This window comes from Halobacterium wangiae, from assembly GCF_021249345.1.
In the GTDB taxonomy this organism is placed as follows: Archaea; Halobacteriota; Halobacteria; order Halobacteriales; family Halobacteriaceae; genus Halobacterium; species Halobacterium wangiae.
In genome coordinates this window covers 2,170,162-2,186,293 of sequence record NZ_CP089588.1, presented here as the reverse complement: position 1 = coordinate 2,186,293, position 16,132 = coordinate 2,170,162, and the positions used below count along the sequence as shown (strand labels likewise).

Here is a 16,132-nt window from a genome sequence, read left to right as displayed (position 1 = left end):
GGCGACTGACTAACGCGAGCGAAGCGGGCGGCAGTCACGTGAGCGAAGCGGACGTGACGTCGTCAGAGTTCGCTCTGACGGCAGGAAGGAGGAGGACTTTTTAGCGTAGCTTTTTGCGAGCGAGGCGGCCGAAGGCCGCCGAGCGCTGGAAAAAGGTACTACTGCGGACTCGGGTTGCCGGTCGCGCCGGAGTCGACCTTGCCCTCGAGGGCCTTCCCGGTGAGGGACTTCAGGCGGTCGACCAGCGAGTCCTTCTCGGGTTCGCCGACGAGTGCGACGTCGAGGACCTCGCTGATGTGCGAGACGGGGATGACCTCGATCATCTCCTCGTACTCGTCCTCGATCATCACGTCCTGCTCGTTGGCCTTCGGGATGATGACCCGCTTGCAGCCGGACTTCGCGGCGGCCTCGATCTTGTGCGTGACGCCGCCGACCGGGAGCACGTCGCCCCGGACGGAGAGGCTGCCCGTCATCGCGAGGTCCTGGGCGACTGGGATGTCCTCCAGGGCGCTGATGACGGCGGTCGCGACCGTGATGGACGCGGAGTCGCCGTCGACGCCGCCCTGGCCCGTCTGGACGAACTGGATGTGGATGTCCTTCTGGGAGATGTCCTGGTCGCTGTACTTCTTGATGATGGCGGAGACGTTGTCGACTGCCTCCTCGGCCATCTCCTTCAGCTGACCGGTGGCGATGACCTCGCCACCCTCGCCCTGCTTGGGCGTGATCTCGGCCATGACAGGGAGCATGATGCCGGAGTCCCCGCCCATGACTGCGAGGCCGTTGACGCGGCCGACCGCCTCGCCGTCGGAGACCTTCAGCTCGTACTCCCTGCGGCGCTCGATGTAGTCGTCGGCGACCTGCTGTTCGATGGACCGCGAGCGCTTCTTCGCCTGCAGGACGTCGTCCCGCGTGGTGAGCTCGTGGTCCCGCGAACGCGCGATGTCGCCGGCGACCCGGACGAGACCACCGAGGTCACGCAGCTTCAGCGTGAGGTGGTCCTTCCGACCGGAGCGGCGCTTCGCCTCGAGGATGACCTCGCGGACGGCCTCGGGGGAGAACGGCGGGAGCTGCCCGTCCTTCTCGACCTCCTGGGCGACGAAGCGCGCGTACTTGCGCCGCATCGCGGGCGTGTCCTCGATGGTGTCCTCCATGTACACCTCGTAACCGTACCCCCGAATCCGGGAGCGCAGCGCGGGGTGCATGTTCTCCATCGCGTCCATGTTGCCGGACGCGACCATGATGAAGTCACAGGGGACGGGTTCGGTCTGCACCATCGCGCCCGAGGAGCGCTCGGACTGGCCGGTGATGGAGAACTCGCCCTCCTGGATGGCCGTCATCAGTTTCTGCTGACTGCGGACGTCGAGCGTGTTGATCTCGTCGATGAACAGCACGCCCTTGTGCGCCTTCTGGATGGCGCCGGCCTCGACGCGGTCGTGGCTCGGCGTCTCCATGCCGCCGGACTGGAACGGGTCGTGGCGGACGTCGCCCAGCAGCGCACCGGCGTGGGCGCCGGTGGCGTCCTCGAACGGCGCGACCTTGCGGTCGGCGTTGTTGATGAGGAGCTTCGGCACCATGGCGTCGCTGCCACGGTTGGAGTACCGGAAGACGAGGTAGATGACGCCGGCCGCGAGGATGCCCAGCAGCGGCTGGTGGACCATCAGCAGTGCGTAGCCCACGACGATGAGGATGATGATCCACATCAGGAACGACCGCATCTGGTTGCGCTTGCGCGCTTCCTCCTTGTGCGCGTCGACGATCTGGTCGCCTTTTCCGGCGGGAACCGTCCGGACCTTCGGTTCGTTGGAGTCGTCCGGGTTGTGGTAGACGAGAACGTCCTGCAGGCTCTCCTTCGGGAGGAGGTGGCTCATCGCCTTCGCGAGCAGCGACTTGCCGGTCCCGGGAGAGCCGATCATCATCACGTGCCTGTGTTGCCTGGCGGCACGCAGGATGATGTCACGTGCCTCCTCCTGGCCGATGACCTGATCGACCAGTCGGTCGGGAACCTCGATGTTCGACGTGTCGTCGATTTCGAGGCCGCCGAGCAGGTCGTCCTCGGCGATGTCCTCGTTGATGGACAGGTCGCCCTCGACGCCGACGTCGCTCCCGAGGTCTTCGAGTTCGCCAGGGGCCTCGTCGGGCTCTGGCGTCGAAGGCTCCTCGGAGTGGCCGTCGTCGTGGAGCGGCGTGTCCTTGCTCGATTCGTTACTCATTGAAGTGATCTCGACAGTCGAAAACACGGGAGGGCGACTGATATACTTTCTCCCTCGGCGAAGCCGCGAGTCGGCCGTATTCTCCGCTTTCAGCCCCTATAACGCGGTTCCGGATTCTGGAGCGAAGAGGGGTGTCGCGTCTCGAACCCTGTCGGACTCGCCATTCTTATGGTCGCAGCGGTGGTGTGTCAACTCGAGGAATGACTCGCGGGTTCTACATCGGACGTTTCCAGCCGTACCACAACGGCCACCACCGCGTCGTCGAGCAGATCGCAACGGAGGTCGACGAACTCGTCGTCGGCATCGGCAGCGCGGGCGACTCCCACACCGTCCGGAACCCGTTCACCGCGGGCGAACGCATCATGATGATCACGAAGTCCCTCGTCGACTTCGACCTCGTGACGTACGCCGTCCCCATCGAGGACCTGGACCGGAACGCGGTGTGGGTGAGCCACGTCCAGTCGATGAGTCCGCGCTTCGACGTGGCGTACTCGAACAACCCGCTGGTCATCCGCCTGTTCAACGAGGCCGGCATCGAGGTCCGTCAGTCGCCGATGTTCGACAGAGGGGTCCTCGAAGGCACGGAGATACGCCGCCGGATGGCCGAGGACGACGACTGGGAGAGCCTGGTTCCGGGGACGGTCGCGAACGTCATCAAGGAGATCGACGGCATCGAACGCATCCAGAAGGTCAGCGACTCGGACTCGAACGGCGAGGACCCGTACCCAGCGTAGCAACGCACAGGCGACGGCGTGACACCCGAACGGCCCACCGCTCGACTCCTGCGGAGATTCGAACACGTGAGTTCGACTGTGGACCAATCGAAGTGCTTAGCCCACTCGCACGGACAGCCGACGTATGGAGTTCGAGGAACGAGAGCAGGTCTACGGACGGGAGGCGTACTACTGGGGGACGGAACCGAACGAGATGGCCGAACAGACGGTAGCGCTCGCTCCGGAGACGAGTGACACCGTCACGGCAGTCGACGTCGGAGCGGGCGAGGGCCGGGACGCGGTGTTCTTCGCCGAACAGGGGTGGAACGTCTACGCGATGGAGGTGTCTCCCAGCGGCCTGGCGAAGGCCCGACGGCTCGCGGACCGCCGGGGAGTGACACTCCAGACGGTCGAAGCGGACGCGAACGACGCCACGCTCCCGGAAGCCGTCGACGTGGTCTACTCGGCCGGCGCGGTTCAGTACATCCGCCCCGGGAATCGGGAGCGACAGTTCGGCCGCTTCAAGGAGCAGACGACGGCCGGTGGGGTTCACGCGATCTTCGCGTTCGTCGACCACCCCGAGGTTCCGACGGCGCCCGACTGGACGGAGAACGAACACGCCTACGCGCAGGGTGAACTGGCTGCGTACTACGAAGATTGGGACGTCATCGAGGAGACAGCGATCGTCTTCGACGACGAGTCTGGCGGCGAGACCCACCAGCACGCGGCGGAGATTCTGTACGCACGGAAACCGAACTGACCCCGTCGGTGCTGCTCTGGCACCGTCGGTGCTACTGGCCGGCTGGTCGGTTAGCCGGAGCGAGCAGTTTTCACACCTGGGCGACTAACGCGGCACCGTGATAACGCTGAGTTCCGACTTCGGGTCGCCGTATCCGGCGGCGATGAAGGGCGTCCTCCTCCAGTCGACGGACGCTCGTCTCGTGGACGTGGCCCACGACTTCCCGCGACAGGACGTGCGCGCGGCGGCGTTCTGGCTCCGCGAGGTGCTGCCGTACTTCCCGCGGGCGGTCCACCTGGTCGTCGTGGACCCGGGGGTCGGCACCGACCGTGCGGCGGTGGTGGTCCGGGCGGGTCGCCACGCGGTCGTCGCGCCCGACAACGGGGTGGCGATACCCGCGGCACGAGAGATAGCCGAGGACGTCGAGGTGTTCGAGGTCGCCGTCGAGGACCCCGCGAGTTCGACGTTCCACGGCCGGGACGTCTTCGCGCCCGCGGCGGCCGACGTCCACGAGCGCGGCGTCGACACGTTCCACGAGTACGGCGACTACGAGCCCACGGACGACTACGAGACGCTCGCGTTCCCCGACCCGGACCTCGCAGGCGACGTACTCCGCGGCGAGGTGCTGGTCGTCGACGGCTTCGGGAACGCCATCACGAACGTCCCGGGTCGCGTCGTCGCGGACCGGTTCGGCGACACCGCGAGCGTGAACGACGAGCGCGTCGCCGTCGAACGGACGTACGCGGCTGTCGAGCGCGGCGAGCGCCTCCTCACGGTCGGCAGCCACGGCAACGTCGAACTCGCGGTGAACCGCGGCCGGGGCGACAACGCGTTCGGCGTCGAACCCGGGAGCACGGTGGCACTCGCATGGTGACGGCGTTCGAGGCGATGAACGCCGTGGGCCTCGTCGCGTTCGCTATCGTCGGCTCGCTGAAGGCCGTCGAGGCGGAGTTCGACGTGCTCGGCGTCGGCGTACTCGGCGTGCTGACGGCGCTCGGCGGTGGTGCGACCCGCGACGTGCTGGTCGGCCGCGTCCCCGCGATGCTCCAGTCCACGGCGGACGTGTCGTTCGCGCTGCTCGGGGTCGCGCTCGCCGTGTTGCTCGCTCGCCGCGTCGGCACCACGCTCCTCGACCACCCCGCCGTCGTCGTGCCGGACGCCATCGGCCTCGCGGCGTTCGCCACGACCGGGGCGCTCGTCGGCCACGAGGCCGGCGTCTCCCCGTTCGGCGTGGTCGTCCTCGCGACCGTCACCGGCGTCGGTGGTGGCCTCGTCTCGGACCTCCTGCTCCAGCGCGTGCCCTTCGTACTCGCGGACGACTTCTACGCGACCTGTGCGGTCGCCGGGAGTGTCGCGTTCTGGGTGGTCGTCGCCGCCGACCAGAGCACTGCGGTCGCCGCGGCCGCGTGCGCGGGTTCGACCCTCGGCCTCCGCCTGCTCGCCATCCGCGGGAACTGGCGTCTGCCGACGGTGCGGCTCAGCGCCGAGTCCTGAGGACGGGCGTCAGTCGCCGGAGTCCGCTGCGGAGCCGGGGGCCGACTCGTCGGCAGTCTCGTTCGTTCCGACGGCGTCCTGGACGTGACCGAGCGGCAGGAAGGCGACCACGACGCCGCTGGCCACGGCCGCGACCCCGACGCCGACCAGCGTCACCCGGGCCCCGACGAGGCCGACCAGCGGGCCCGTGACGAGGAGGCCGACGACGAACGCGCCGGACCCGAGCGTGTTCGCGACGGCAGTGTAGCGGCCGCGACGCTGGTCGGGGACGAGGAGCTGGGCGAGAGTCACCCGAGGAGCGGTGGCAGCCGCGAACCCGAGGCCCGCGACCGCGAACAGCCCGACGACGGCAGCGACGACGAGCAGCGAGTCGGGCGCGACGACGACACCAGCCGCGAGGCAGACGCCGAACGCGAGCATGCCGGCGACGATGACGCGGCCGCGGACGGCGTCGACGGCGTCGTCGAAGCGACCGATGCCGACCATCCCCGCGGTCATCCCCGTGAAGAACGCCGAGTAGAGGACGCCGAGCGCGACGCTGTCGGAGATGGGGAGTCGGGGCGCGTAGACGGGGAGTGCGACGTTCACCGGCGCGACGGCGAACTGGAGCACGACGCCCAGCGCGAGCACGTTCCGGAGGACGGGGCGCTCCCGGACGAACCCGAGGACCGACCGCACGTCCCGCGCCATCCGCGAGGCGCCGTTCCGGGCGACCGCGCCGAGGCCCTCGGCGTCCCCCTCGCGGTCGGGGACGCCGTGCTCGCTCGAGATGGTGGCGACGAACAGTGCGGAGACGAGGAACGTCCCGGCGTCCACGTAGAACGCCGCGAACGAACCGAACGCGGCGACGACGACGCCGCCCGCGGCGAACAGGACCTGGGAGAGCGAGGAGGTCATGCCGATCAGCGAGTTCGCTCCGTCGAGGTCCGCCTCCGGGACGAGTCGGGGGACGAACGCGCCGCGCGCGGGGCCGTCGACGGCGTCCGCGACGCCGGTGACGAACGCGACGGAGAGCACGGTCGGCACCAGCAGCGGGCCGCGGCCGACGAACGGGATGACGAGCACCGTGGCCGCCCGCAGGAGGTCGGAGCCGACGAGCACGTACTTCCGGTTGACGCGGTCCACGACGGCGCCCGCGGGCAGCGACAGCAGGACTGTCGGGACGAAACTCGCGGCGAACGTCAGCGACAGCAGCGTCGGGTCGCCGGTCACCTCGTAGACCACCCAGATGAGCGCGATCTCGTGGACGCTGTCGCCGATGCGGGAGGCGAGCTGGCCGAACCAAAGCCGGCGGAAGGGGCGGTGGGAGAGGGTGCGTCGGAGCGCCATCAGTCGCCCTCCGCGAAGCCGTCCCAGGCCTCTCGCGCCTCGTCGGTGAGCAGCACCTCGTCGACGTAACGTTCGGCGCCGGCGCGGAACAGTGGTGCGTCGTCGGCTCGGCGGAGGGAGACGGTGCGGAGGAGCACGCCGTCGCTCGCAGAGAGGAGGAACGTCGCCGCAGCCTCCGGGTCGACGCCGCGGAACGTGCCCTCTTCGACGCCGTCCCGGATAGCGGTCTCGAGGAACCTGCGTCCGGCGTCCTCGAAGTCGTCCAGTGCGGCGCGGTAGCGCTCGTTGTGCGGGGCCTCGCCGTGGAGGTCGTACAGCGCATTCACCTGCTCGGAGCCATCGGGGTGGTAGTCGATGCCGCCGACCAGAGACCACTCCAGGCGGTCGAGCGGCGGGTCGTCGGCCATCTCGGCGTACTCGTCGGCCATCCGTTCGTGCAGCGCCTCGACGTACGCGACGATGAGGTCCTCCTTGGTGTCGTAGTAGTAGTGGACGAGGGACTGTGCGCGCCCCCACTCGTCGGCGATCTTCTGGGTCGTGACGCCCGCGACGCCGTGTTCGGCGAGCGCGGCGCCGGTCGCGGCCATCAGTTCGCGCTCCGTGTCGGTGCGTTCGTCGCTCATGTTGATTGAGTACTCAATCAAATTCTCATAAGCGTTTCCCTCCCACCGTCAAATCGAAATACCCGGCCGGCAACGTAGGCCCATGCTCGAACTGGAGCACGGGTTCCGCGTCGTGGACGCCCACGTGCGACTCCACGCCGGACCGGGGCGGCCCGTGCGCGGCAACACCATCGACGCGGAGGACCTGGAACGGGAGATGCACCAGTCCGGTATCGTCCGCGCCGTCGTGTTCCCCGGCCCACAGAAGGGCGAACAGGGGTACCTCCGGGCGAACAACGCCGTCGCGCGCCAGGCCGCCCAGCGCCCGTTTATCGCGTTCGCCCGCATCGACGGCCCCCGCGACCCCGGCGACGGCGCCACCTCGAAACTGCGGAACCTCCGGTCGTCGCGCCACGAGTGGCAGACATCGCCCGAGGACATCGAGCAGTACGCCTACGACGACCGCTTCCACGGCTTCAAACTCGACCCGATCCAGGACGGCCTCCCGGACGACGACGTGCTCGACGTGATGGACGACGTGGGCCTGCCCGTGCTCGTCCACGGTGGCCGCGGGTTCCCACCGAGCGCGCTCGAGGAGACGCTGCTCGGCCGGGAGTTCCCCGTCGTCCTCGCGCACTTCGGCGGCCACCCACTCGACCGCTCGCTCATGCACGAGGCCGTCGCGATGCTGGAGACCCACGAGGAACTGTACCTCGACACGGCGGCCGTACGGTACCGCGAACTGCTCGAACGCGCCATCGTCGAACACCCCGACCGCGTGCTGTTCGGGAGCGGCGCGCCCGCCGTCCACCCGAACGTCGCGGTGATGGAGGTGCTCACGCTCGACGTGACGGAGGACGCGATGACGAAGGTGTTCGGGAAGAACCCGGTCCGGGTGATCCCCGGCCTCGACCGGGAGTGAGACCGGTCGACGGAGTGCGTCTGTTCTACCTGTCGTAGCGCGCCACCGCGCGGTCCATCCGCGCGGAGACGCCGTTCGGGTTCCGCCGCGGGCTCCGGTCGGCCATCCGTGCGGAGAGGCCGTCCTGGCTGCCCCGCCAGATGTTCGGAACGACGGCGGCGCCCGCGGCGGCCCACTCGGTCAGTTTGGCGTTCCCGCGGGCCACGTCGGCGCCGACAGAGAGCGCGTCGCCGACGGCGTGCCGGACGACCCGGGCCGCGATGCGGACGCCCATCCCGTAGTTCTTCACGAGTCGGTAGGCGAGCGCGCGGTACTTCAGCCCCCACGCGGACTCCTCGGGGTCCTCCGGGAGTCGGTGGACGATGTCGTCTTTCTCCTCGCGGAGCACGACGGTGTCCCGCGCCCAGGCGACGTCCCGTTCCATCCCCGCGAGGCGGTGGGCAGCGTCCCGTGCAGCACCGGTCTGGAGGTACTCGTCGAAGCCGTCGAGGGCCTCGATCGCCGCGCGCGTGAACGCGACGTTCGCGCCGTCGAAGTACGTCACCTCGCGGCCGCAGACGGTCCGGCGCTCGACGGACTCCGTCGTCACGCCGCCCTCCACACTGCGGTGGACGGGACCGGTGACCGCGTCCGCGCCGTCGGCGATCGCGTCCAGTACGGCCCCCACCCAGCCGTCCCGGATCCGGGTGTCCTGGCCGACGAACGCGACCACGTCGCCGCTGACCGCCGCGATGCCCGCGTTCCGTGAGGCGTTGAGGTTCCGCTCGGAGAGCTCCAGGAGCACGTCGACTGCCTCGTGAGCACGGGCCATCCCCGACGTACCGTCCACGGACGGCCCGTTGACGACGACGACCTCGGCGTCGGGTGCGTGGGTCGCGAGCGCGTCGAGAGACGCAGTGAGCGCGTCGCGCCCGTTGAGTGTGGGCACCACTACCGAGATATCCATAGTTCCGTTCACTCTCGGCGGTGGTAAAAACGTCCCGGGTTCCGATAGCCCCGATATCGAGGCCGCGTCCCGGCTACACTCGGGCGTCCCAGTAGGAGACCGAGGCGAGCGGTCGACCCAGTGGCGTCCGGCCGATGGCGGTGTCGCCCTTCCGGAACGGACCCGCGACCCAGTCGGGGACCGCCCGGTAGAAGCCGTACGGCACGACGAAGTCGTGCTCGGAGTCCGCGAGGTGGAGGCCCGCACCCTCGACGAGTCCGTCGACCTCGCTGCTCCCGTAGAGTCGCGACCCCATCGGGAGCAGCCAGTTGTACAGCGAGCGCGTGCTGAACCGGTTGAACGTGTCGAAGAACACCTGGTCTTTCGCGACTCTCGCCATCTCCGTCAGGAACTTCGCCGGCGTGTCCGCCAGGTGGAAGAATCGCATGGCGAAGACGGCGTCGAAGTGGTCGTCCGGGAACGGCAGGCGGGCGGCGTCCCCCCGCATGAACTCGAGGTGGTCGTCGACTCCCGACTGCTTTGCCTTCTGGCGGCCCTCCTGGAGCATCGGCCCCGAGATGTCGAGTCCCGTGATGTCGGCGCCGCGCTCGGCGAGCATCACGGTGAACCGTCCGGTGCCGCAGGCGATCTCGAGGACACGTTTGTCCTCGACGGGCCCGAGCGCGTCGAGCACTGCTTGCTTCTCGCGGCGGTCGATGAGCCGGCCACCGCGAGAGAACCGTTTCTCGTCGTACTCCTCGGCGACCTCGGTGGCCTGGTACCACTCCTGTCCCTTCACGCTTCTCACGCCCACATCGTGCGGGGGCCGTTAAAACCGTACTGGAAACCGCGGAACGACTTTGCCCGGTGGCGGCGTACCGTGACGTATGCCGACCTGCCCCCACTGTGACGGGGAGTTCGACCTCGAGGACCTGACCCGACACAACCGCGAGGGCGTCCACCACGTCCACTGCCCGGACTGCGGGCACCACTTCGGCACCTACAACGAGCACACACGGTGAGCGCCTGGCGCCGCTCGTGAGGCGGCTGCCTGGCTCTCAGTCGAGGACGCGCGTGGGTTCGATGTACACGAGCACCCGCTCGCCGTCCTCCTCGCCGTGGTGTGGGTACTCGTCGACGTCGAAGTAGCGTGCGGCGAGTTCGTCGATGTGGTCGACGGCGCCCTCGGTCGTGATCTCCGCGACCTCCCCCTGGAAGCCGACGTACCGGTAGGGGTCGTCGGGGTCGAGGATGCAACCCCCGACGCGCTCGTCCTGCTGGAGGTTCTGTTCCTTCCGGCGGCCCCTGGCGGTGTTCACCAGCACGTGCTCGCCGTCGTAGTCCACCCAGACGGGCGTGACGTGGGGTTTGCCGTCCGGGGAGAGCGTGCCGAAGCTGAGGAACGAGCGCTTCTCGAAGAGGTCGTGGTACTCCGCTGGAATCGACGCCATACCGAGACGTTAGGCCGAATAGGTCTAAAACGTAGGGTCGCCGTACGTCGCCGCTGCGCGGCACCTGCGCCCTAATACTATATTAGGTATTTAGTCGCAGGGGTAGACAACCTTTACCTTCACCAGTATGTGATGGAGTTCCATGAGCACGTCCACCAAGAACAGCCAGCCACCAGAGGACGACGACGAGTTCCGCGAGCGCCTCCGCGACCTCCCCCCGAGCGCCAAGCTCGTCGCGAAGGTCCTCGAGATCGACGCCCCCCTCTCCCAGGGTCAGCTCGCCGACGAGTCGCTGCTGCCCGACCGCACCGTCCGCTACGCACTCAACCGCCTCGACGACGAGGACCTGGTCGACTCCCGCTACAGCTTCCAGGACGCCCGCAAGCAGGTCTACTCGCTAGCGGACTGACGCGACACTTTTCCCGCCGCCGTCCCTCTGCAGACCCGTGCCCGAGCAGTACCCCGTCCGAGTAGAGACGCGTGCGCCCCAGGGGGAGACGAACGCCTACCTCCTCGGTAGTCCGCGACGACTCCTCGTCGACCCCGCGAGACGCACGCCCGCCCTCGACGCCGCCGTAGCGGACGTCGACCACGTCGCGGTCACGCACGCGCACCCGGACCACGTCGGTGCCGTCGCGGAGTACGCCGCCGAGACCGACGCGACGGTGTGGGCCCACGCCGCCTTCGCCGACCGCTTCGAGCGCGCGACCGGCGTCGCCGCCGACCGCGTGTTCCGGCCCGGCGACGAACTCGGCGACACCGGGGTCACGGTGTTCGACACGCCCGGCCACGCGCCCGACCACGTGGCGTTCGTCGAGGGCCGCGAGGCGGTCACGGGCGACCTCGTGTTCGCCGACGGGAGCGTGTTCGTCGGCGCCACCGACGGCGACATGCGCGCCTACCTCGCCTCGCTCCGCTGTGCGTACGCCCGGAACTTCGACCGCCTCCACCCCGGTCACGGACCCGTCGTCGAGTCACCACGCGAGCGCCTCGCAGCGCTCTACGACCACCGCCGCGAGCGCGAGCGCCGCGTCCTCGCGGCCGTCGAGGTGGGCGCCGAGACGGTCGAAGCAATCCTCGACGCAGCCTACGACAAGGACCTCTCGGGAGTCCGTGACCTCGCTGGCCAGACCGTCCGCGCACACCTCGACAAACTCGCCGTCGAGGGGCGTGTCGAGTGGGACGGTGCGCACGCCGGTCCAGTCGAAGACTGACCAACTGCCGGGCTTCACTCACTCGACTTTCCGGTAGACGGGCGGGACTTTGGAAGGGGCCGACCGCCAGCGGGAGGGGCTTCCGAGTGTTCAATCGACCACCCACAACGCGTCGCTTTTGCGTATCCGTCCCGTCACCCGGAGTGTGAACGACCTCGAAGCCGAACTGGACCGCGCCAGCGACCTCGCGGTCGACGAGCTCGCGGACGCCATCGAGACCATCGGCTTCGAGTGTACTCGCTGTGGCGCTTGCTGCAAGAGTGAGGAAGACGACCCGCACACGGCGACCGTCTTCCCGGACGAGGTCCGGGAACTGCAGAGTTCGAGCGAGGGCGATGACGAACGCGATTGGCGAGACGTCGCGCGCCCGATGCCGTACGGCCTCGACGAGGACGGGAGCGGGGAGACGTTCGAGTGGGCGCTCCAGACCAACTCGTGTGGAGACTGCACCTTCTACGAAGAGGACGACGACGGGAGGGGGGCGTGTACGGTCCACGACAGCCGACCGCTCATCTGCGAGACGTACCCGTTCAGCGTCGCGCTCGGCGGCACCAGCCAGCCGATGGGCGAGGCAGTCGACGAAGCAGGGATGGTCCGTGCCCACGAGTGCGAAGGGCTGGGGCGGGACATCTCGCGGGCGGACGCGGAGTCACTGGCCGCCGCGCTGAAGGAGCGCGCCGTACGGGAACTGGAGGAGGCCATCGCGGTCCGGGACAACTTCGAACCCGCCAACCCTGTGCCCGGCGAGGCGGTGATCCACGACTCCGAGGGCGCGAAGCGACCCGACGGCACCGAGTACGGCGGCCAGGGGGGCTCGTAGCGGGACGGCGCGGGGTCGAGGAACGAGCTAACTCGTGACAACGATTAAGTCACGGGCCCAACACGCTTCAGTAGAGGCTTCGACATGGAAATCTCTGACCAGCTACTCTGTCTGTTCAACGCGGAAGTGACTGTGAAAGACGACGAGTACGTCGTCGAGGTGCCACGCAGCGAGATCGAGGCCGGGTCCGTGGACCCGGGTGAGGTGTATCGCGTCGCACTCATCTCGCGGACCGAGAGCGAGGACTCCACCTCGACCGCTTCGTCCTCGTCCTCCTCGTCTTCCTCGTCCGGCGCCGACACGACGTCCACGGAGCCACAGCCCCCGGTCGAGCAGGGCGAGGTTCGCTACGTGGAGATCGAGGACATCGGCAAGCAGGGCGACGGCATCGCGCGCGTCGAGCGCGGCTACGTCATCATCGTCCCCGACGCCGAGATCGGCGAGCGCGTGAAAGTCGAGGTGACGGAAGTGAAGTCGAACTTCGCGGTCGGCGAGATCATCGACGAGACGTACTGAACCCCCGGCGGTGAGCGTCACCAGCGAGGGCCCGCCGCCGGGCCGACCGTCTCCTCCGCGAGCGAAACGCTCCCGCGAGCGGCCCGCTCGCGTCCCGGGTCGTCAACGGACGAACTTCGCGATGTCGGCGTCGTCGACGGTCGGTGTGGTGTCGTGGGGGCGGTCGACGAGGATGTCGCCGGCCGTCCGGTCGCCGATGCCGGGGATGGCCGTGAGTTCTGCCATCGACGCGCTGTCGAGGTCCAGCGGGTAGGGGACGCCGGTGACCGAGCGGTAGCCGTGGTCGGTGACCGCGACGTCGATGGTCTGGCCGAGTTCGCGCTCGCCCGGGACGGCGACGAGCAGCGAGTACGTACCGAGCTGGCGACCGAACGTCTTGCCGTCCTGGTGGTACTCCAGGTGGACGTCCTCGAGGACGGTACCCGGGGGCACCACGCGGTTCAGCATCGGGTTGTCTATCTCCTCGCGGACCTCCGTCTTGTACTGCTTGAACAGCTGTTTGTGGTTCTCGGCGAGTTCGACGCCCGTCTCCGCCATCTCCGTCCCCTCGAAGGTCATCACCTGGCGGATGTTGATGCGCCGGAGCATCAGCCCCTCGTCGAGCACGCGCTGGAGGAACCGTTTGTTGTGCTCGAACGTCTCCGCGCTCTCGCCCGCGAGTCCGTGGACGAGGTTGATGCCGGGGAGCAGTTTCGGCAGGCGGTTCGTGGCCTCCTCTCCGAACGTCGGTGCGTCCTCGGGAGACTCGCCGGGGCGCCAGCCGCCTACCTCGTTGACGACGCGGACGGCCTCGAGACACTCGTCAGCGGAGACGAGGAGGTGGTTCTCCTCGGCGACCACTGGGTCCGCCGACTCCAGGCCGAACGCCGCGGTGTCGCCCGCGGTGTTGTGCTCGGCGATGATGCGGATGGCCTCCCGAGACTTCTCGGGGTAGTCCACGATGGTCACGGGGTTCATGTTGTCGAGGTGCAGCGTCCCGAGGTCGGGCGCCACCTCTCGGATGCCTTCGTAGAGGCGGCGCAGCGCCTCGGGATTCGGGGCTTCGCCGTCGCCGCCGAACGCGAGGATGTCGGCCTGCCGGCCGAGGCGGAAGTGTCGCGCGCCGGCGTTGTAGAGGTTCCCGACCTCACGCACGACTGACTCCGCGCTCCGGAACCCGGGGTCGCCGTACATCGGTTCCGTGCAGAACGAACAGCGGTACGCGCAGCCACGCGAGGTCTCCATCTCGCAGATGAGGTACTCCGGGAAGTTGGGGTGTTGCTCGACGACGAACGCGCCCTTCGCCCCCCAGCGGTCGATCTCGTCGTTGTCGCGGTAGCGGTCCTCGAACCCCTCCAGGCCGTTGCTCACGAGGTCGTAGGCCGCCGCCTCGACGTCCGCCATCGCGAGGAAGTCGAAGTCGAGGTCCGAGCGCTCCATCTCCTGGGCGCCCGCGTTCTCCTCGCCGACGCCGAATCGGACGGGGCCGCCCATCACGCTCGTCCCCTCGGCGACCCACGCGAGTTCCCGGACTTCGTCTGGTTCGGCTGGCGTCCCGCCGACGTACTTGCCGGGGACGGTCATCCCACCGACGTAGACGAAGAGGTCAGCGTCCGCCACGTCGGCCCACTTCGAGCGGTCGTCGCGCAGTTCGTCGATGGTGTGGTAGGTGACGTTCGCGGGGTCGACGCCGGCGTCCACCATCGCGCCGGCGGCGTACCGCGGGTACGTGGAGATGTACGGCGGCACGCCGAAGTGCGCCGGCTCGTCGACGTAGCCGTCCACGAGCGTCACGTCCAGTTCCGCGGGGTCGTTCATTGGCGGGGATTGGGGGTCGACGCGTAAGAACGTGACTACACGGGGCGACAGTCCTTGCCCCTCAGGCGGCTCCCGAGGACGGCTCGACGGCCCTGCCGTGCTGCTGGAGGACGCACGCGGCGAGCGTGAGCGCGGCGCCGATCGTCGGCGGGTGGACGTAGGTGAACGTGGTCTCGGCACCACCGAGCAACGTGTCGGTGACGGCCTGCGGGAACACGGGCAGCGTGGCGACGAGCGCGACGTCGGCGAGTGCGATGGGGACGACGGTGAGCAGCGATCCGACGAGGAATAGCCTGCGGGGAGTGCCGTCGAGTGCGTACAGCAGCGGGACGAGCGTCGGGTAGGCGAGCACGGCGTAGAACGGCTCCAGCGGGAACGCGACGAGGGTGGCCGTGAGGAGGGCGTGGAGGCCGACCAGCCGGTCGGTGAGCGTGGCGGTGACCCGGTTCGCTGCGGCGACGATGGGCGCGAGGACGGCGACGCTGGCGGCGAGCAGGGCTCCACCGGAGAGTCCCGGGGCGACCGCGGTCAACTGGCGCCGGATGGTGGTGTAGGGCTCCGACGCGTCCGGGCCGTCCGGGAAGGTGGCGACGTTCGCCTCGCCGGTGAGGACGGTGGTGACGAACGTCTCGTAGGGGGCGGGACCGAAGAGGACGAGCCCGGCGAGCAGGAGGCCGAGGCCGGTGGCGGTGGCGGCGGCGACCGCGCGCCAGGCGCGCTGGCGGAGGAGCCACGCGCCGACGAGCGCGGGGAACAGTTTGACGAGCGCGGCGAGCGCGAACGCCACACCGCTCGCCCACTCGCGGTCGGATTCGAACGCCAGAACTCCGGCGGCGACGGCCGCCGCGAGCACCGGGTTGACCTGGCCGTTCACGAGGTTCACGACCGACGGCGAACTGGCGACGACGGCGGCGCCGACGAGCCAGCGGTCGGTTCGCCCGAGGTCGGCACCCACACGCTCCGCGAGACGGACACCGACCACGGCGACTGCGCCGAGCGACACCACCCCGACCAGAATCTGGAAGGCGTACGCCAGGGTGGTGCTGCCCAGCAGCGCGTTCGGGACGAACGCGACGGCGATCGGCGGGGGGTAGAGGAAGCCGACGTCGTAAAGCGGCTGACCGGCGAGGACCGCGCGACCGGCGGCGTAGTAGACGTCGCTCGCGAGCGCGACCTGCCCGGGGTTCGCGGCGGGGAAGACGACGGCGGTGACCAGTCCCGAGAGGACGGCCGCCGAGAGGACGAGGCGAGGGGCGTGCGTCGCTGCGAACCGCCTGGTGCGGAGGGGGAGGGACCGGAGCCCACGAGTCGAGGGCACGGGAGAAGGGGGCACCGCGGACCACTTGCGTCTTCCGGTGGCAGGGCCGTTCCCTCCGCGGCCGGCCGCTTTATGCCCGCGG

Annotated in this window: 18 protein-coding genes; 10 read left to right on the top strand and 8 right to left on the bottom strand. The window is 69.1% G+C overall.

Features of this window, described 5'->3' with window-relative positions; translation table 11 throughout:
• Positions 1–158: 158 nt before the first annotated feature.
• On the bottom strand, positions 159–2,210 hold the full coding sequence (gene lonB / locus LT965_RS11465; RefSeq protein ID WP_232700936.1) for an ATP-dependent protease LonB: 2,052 nt from the start codon (positions 2,208–2,210) through the stop codon (positions 159–161).
• Between the two features lie 200 nt (positions 2,211–2,410).
• On the opposite strand from lonB, the gene LT965_RS11460 reads away from it, so the two are divergent.
• The 4 genes from LT965_RS11460 (at position 2,411) to LT965_RS11445 (ending at position 5,156) form a co-directional block, all read left to right on the top strand.
• Positions 2,411–2,944 carry a nicotinamide-nucleotide adenylyltransferase gene (locus LT965_RS11460; protein ID WP_232700935.1) on the top strand — a complete coding sequence of 178 codons (534 nt, stop codon included), beginning with the start codon at positions 2,411–2,413 and terminating at the stop codon, positions 2,942–2,944.
• Between the two features lie 124 nt (positions 2,945–3,068).
• A complete protein-coding gene (locus LT965_RS11455) occupies positions 3,069–3,683 on the top strand; it encodes a methyltransferase domain-containing protein (protein WP_232700934.1) in 615 nt (204 codons plus the stop codon).
• A gap of 97 nt (positions 3,684–3,780) precedes the next feature.
• Entirely contained in the window at positions 3,781–4,536 is a 756-nt protein-coding gene (locus tag LT965_RS11450) for an SAM hydrolase/SAM-dependent halogenase family protein (protein ID WP_232700933.1), read from the top strand.
• Positions 4,530–5,156: a trimeric intracellular cation channel family protein gene (locus LT965_RS11445; protein ID WP_232700932.1), complete on the top strand. Its 627-nt coding sequence runs from the start codon at positions 4,530–4,532 to the stop codon at positions 5,154–5,156. Before LT965_RS11450 ends, LT965_RS11445 begins: the two co-directional genes overlap by 7 nt.
• A gap of 9 nt (positions 5,157–5,165) precedes the next feature.
• Here LT965_RS11445 and LT965_RS11440 read toward each other — a convergent pair whose 3' ends face one another.
• Positions 5,166–6,485 carry an MFS transporter gene (locus tag LT965_RS11440; protein ID WP_232700931.1) on the bottom strand — a complete coding sequence of 440 codons (1,320 nt, stop codon included), beginning with the start codon at positions 6,483–6,485 and terminating at the stop codon, positions 5,166–5,168.
• On the bottom strand, positions 6,485–7,108 hold the full coding sequence (locus LT965_RS11435; RefSeq protein WP_232700930.1) for a TetR/AcrR family transcriptional regulator: 624 nt from the start codon (positions 7,106–7,108) through the stop codon (positions 6,485–6,487). Before LT965_RS11435 ends, LT965_RS11440 begins: the two co-directional genes overlap by 1 nt.
• A gap of 82 nt (positions 7,109–7,190) precedes the next feature.
• Between LT965_RS11435 and LT965_RS11430 the strand changes: the two genes are divergently transcribed.
• Positions 7,191–8,009 carry an amidohydrolase family protein gene (locus LT965_RS11430; RefSeq protein ID WP_232700929.1) on the top strand — a complete coding sequence of 273 codons (819 nt, stop codon included), beginning with the start codon at positions 7,191–7,193 and terminating at the stop codon, positions 8,007–8,009.
• Between the two features lie 25 nt (positions 8,010–8,034).
• Here the strand turns inward: LT965_RS11430 and LT965_RS11425 are convergent, their stop codons facing one another.
• On the bottom strand, positions 8,035–8,955 hold the full coding sequence (locus LT965_RS11425; RefSeq protein ID WP_232700928.1) for a glycosyltransferase family 2 protein: 921 nt from the start codon (positions 8,953–8,955) through the stop codon (positions 8,035–8,037).
• Positions 8,956–9,028: 73 nt separating this feature from the next.
• Entirely contained in the window at positions 9,029–9,733 is a 705-nt protein-coding gene (locus LT965_RS11420) for a class I SAM-dependent methyltransferase (protein ID WP_232700927.1), read from the bottom strand.
• Positions 9,734–9,821: 88 nt separating this feature from the next.
• On the opposite strand from LT965_RS11420, the gene LT965_RS16590 reads away from it, so the two are divergent.
• Positions 9,822–9,956: a hypothetical protein gene (locus tag LT965_RS16590; RefSeq protein ID WP_269782635.1), complete on the top strand. Its 135-nt coding sequence runs from the start codon at positions 9,822–9,824 to the stop codon at positions 9,954–9,956.
• A gap of 36 nt (positions 9,957–9,992) precedes the next feature.
• Here the strand turns inward: LT965_RS16590 and LT965_RS11415 are convergent, their stop codons facing one another.
• Positions 9,993–10,385, bottom strand: a complete 393-nt coding sequence (locus LT965_RS11415) for a PPOX class F420-dependent oxidoreductase (RefSeq protein ID WP_232700926.1) — start codon at positions 10,383–10,385, stop codon at positions 9,993–9,995.
• A gap of 142 nt (positions 10,386–10,527) precedes the next feature.
• On the opposite strand from LT965_RS11415, the gene LT965_RS11410 reads away from it, so the two are divergent.
• From LT965_RS11410 to LT965_RS11395, 4 genes are all read left to right on the top strand, one after another.
• Positions 10,528–10,794 (top strand): MarR family transcriptional regulator, encoded by a 267-nt coding sequence (locus tag LT965_RS11410; RefSeq protein ID WP_232700925.1) that lies wholly within the window; start codon positions 10,528–10,530, stop codon positions 10,792–10,794.
• Positions 10,795–10,831: 37 nt separating this feature from the next.
• The gene (locus LT965_RS11405; protein WP_232700924.1) at positions 10,832–11,599 is read left to right on the top strand and encodes an MBL fold metallo-hydrolase; all 768 of its coding nucleotides are present in this window, start codon (positions 10,832–10,834) and stop codon (positions 11,597–11,599) included.
• A 145-nt stretch (positions 11,600–11,744) separates the two neighbouring features.
• Complete coding sequence (locus tag LT965_RS11400; protein ID WP_232700923.1) at positions 11,745–12,419, top strand: YkgJ family cysteine cluster protein; 675 nt, start codon at positions 11,745–11,747, stop codon at positions 12,417–12,419.
• Positions 12,420–12,503: 84 nt separating this feature from the next.
• Entirely contained in the window at positions 12,504–12,935 is a 432-nt protein-coding gene (locus LT965_RS11395) for a TRAM domain-containing protein (RefSeq protein WP_232700922.1), read from the top strand.
• A 102-nt stretch (positions 12,936–13,037) separates the two neighbouring features.
• On the opposite strand, the gene LT965_RS11390 is transcribed toward LT965_RS11395, so the two are convergent.
• Both LT965_RS11390 and LT965_RS11385 read right to left on the bottom strand, forming a co-directional pair.
• The gene (locus LT965_RS11390) at positions 13,038–14,732 is read right to left on the bottom strand and encodes a radical SAM protein (protein ID WP_232700921.1); all 1,695 of its coding nucleotides are present in this window, start codon (positions 14,730–14,732) and stop codon (positions 13,038–13,040) included.
• A 61-nt stretch (positions 14,733–14,793) separates the two neighbouring features.
• Complete coding sequence (locus LT965_RS11385; protein WP_232700920.1) at positions 14,794–16,050, bottom strand: glycosyltransferase family 87 protein; 1,257 nt, start codon at positions 16,048–16,050, stop codon at positions 14,794–14,796.
• Positions 16,051–16,132: the final 82 nt, after the last annotated feature.

Coding starts and splice junctions, on each gene's coding strand:
- lonB (WP_232700936.1), bottom strand. CDS start 2,210: ATGAGTAACGAATCGAGCAAGGACACGCCGCTCCACGACGACGGCCAC.
- LT965_RS11460 (WP_232700935.1), top strand. CDS start 2,411: ATGACTCGCGGGTTCTACATCGGACGTTTCCAGCCGTACCACAACGGC.
- LT965_RS11455 (WP_232700934.1), top strand. CDS start 3,069: ATGGAGTTCGAGGAACGAGAGCAGGTCTACGGACGGGAGGCGTACTAC.
- LT965_RS11445 (WP_232700932.1), top strand. CDS start 4,530: ATGGTGACGGCGTTCGAGGCGATGAACGCCGTGGGCCTCGTCGCGTTC.
- LT965_RS11440 (WP_232700931.1), bottom strand. CDS start 6,485: ATGGCGCTCCGACGCACCCTCTCCCACCGCCCCTTCCGCCGGCTTTGG.
- LT965_RS11435 (WP_232700930.1), bottom strand. CDS start 7,108: ATGAGCGACGAACGCACCGACACGGAGCGCGAACTGATGGCCGCGACC.
- LT965_RS11430 (WP_232700929.1), top strand. CDS start 7,191: ATGCTCGAACTGGAGCACGGGTTCCGCGTCGTGGACGCCCACGTGCGA.
- LT965_RS11425 (WP_232700928.1), bottom strand. CDS start 8,955: ATGGATATCTCGGTAGTGGTGCCCACACTCAACGGGCGCGACGCGCTC.
- LT965_RS16590 (WP_269782635.1), top strand. CDS start 9,822: ATGCCGACCTGCCCCCACTGTGACGGGGAGTTCGACCTCGAGGACCTG.
- LT965_RS11415 (WP_232700926.1), bottom strand. CDS start 10,385: ATGGCGTCGATTCCAGCGGAGTACCACGACCTCTTCGAGAAGCGCTCG.
- LT965_RS11410 (WP_232700925.1), top strand. CDS start 10,528: ATGAGCACGTCCACCAAGAACAGCCAGCCACCAGAGGACGACGACGAG.
- LT965_RS11395 (WP_232700922.1), top strand. CDS start 12,504: ATGGAAATCTCTGACCAGCTACTCTGTCTGTTCAACGCGGAAGTGACT.
- LT965_RS11390 (WP_232700921.1), bottom strand. CDS start 14,732: ATGAACGACCCCGCGGAACTGGACGTGACGCTCGTGGACGGCTACGTC.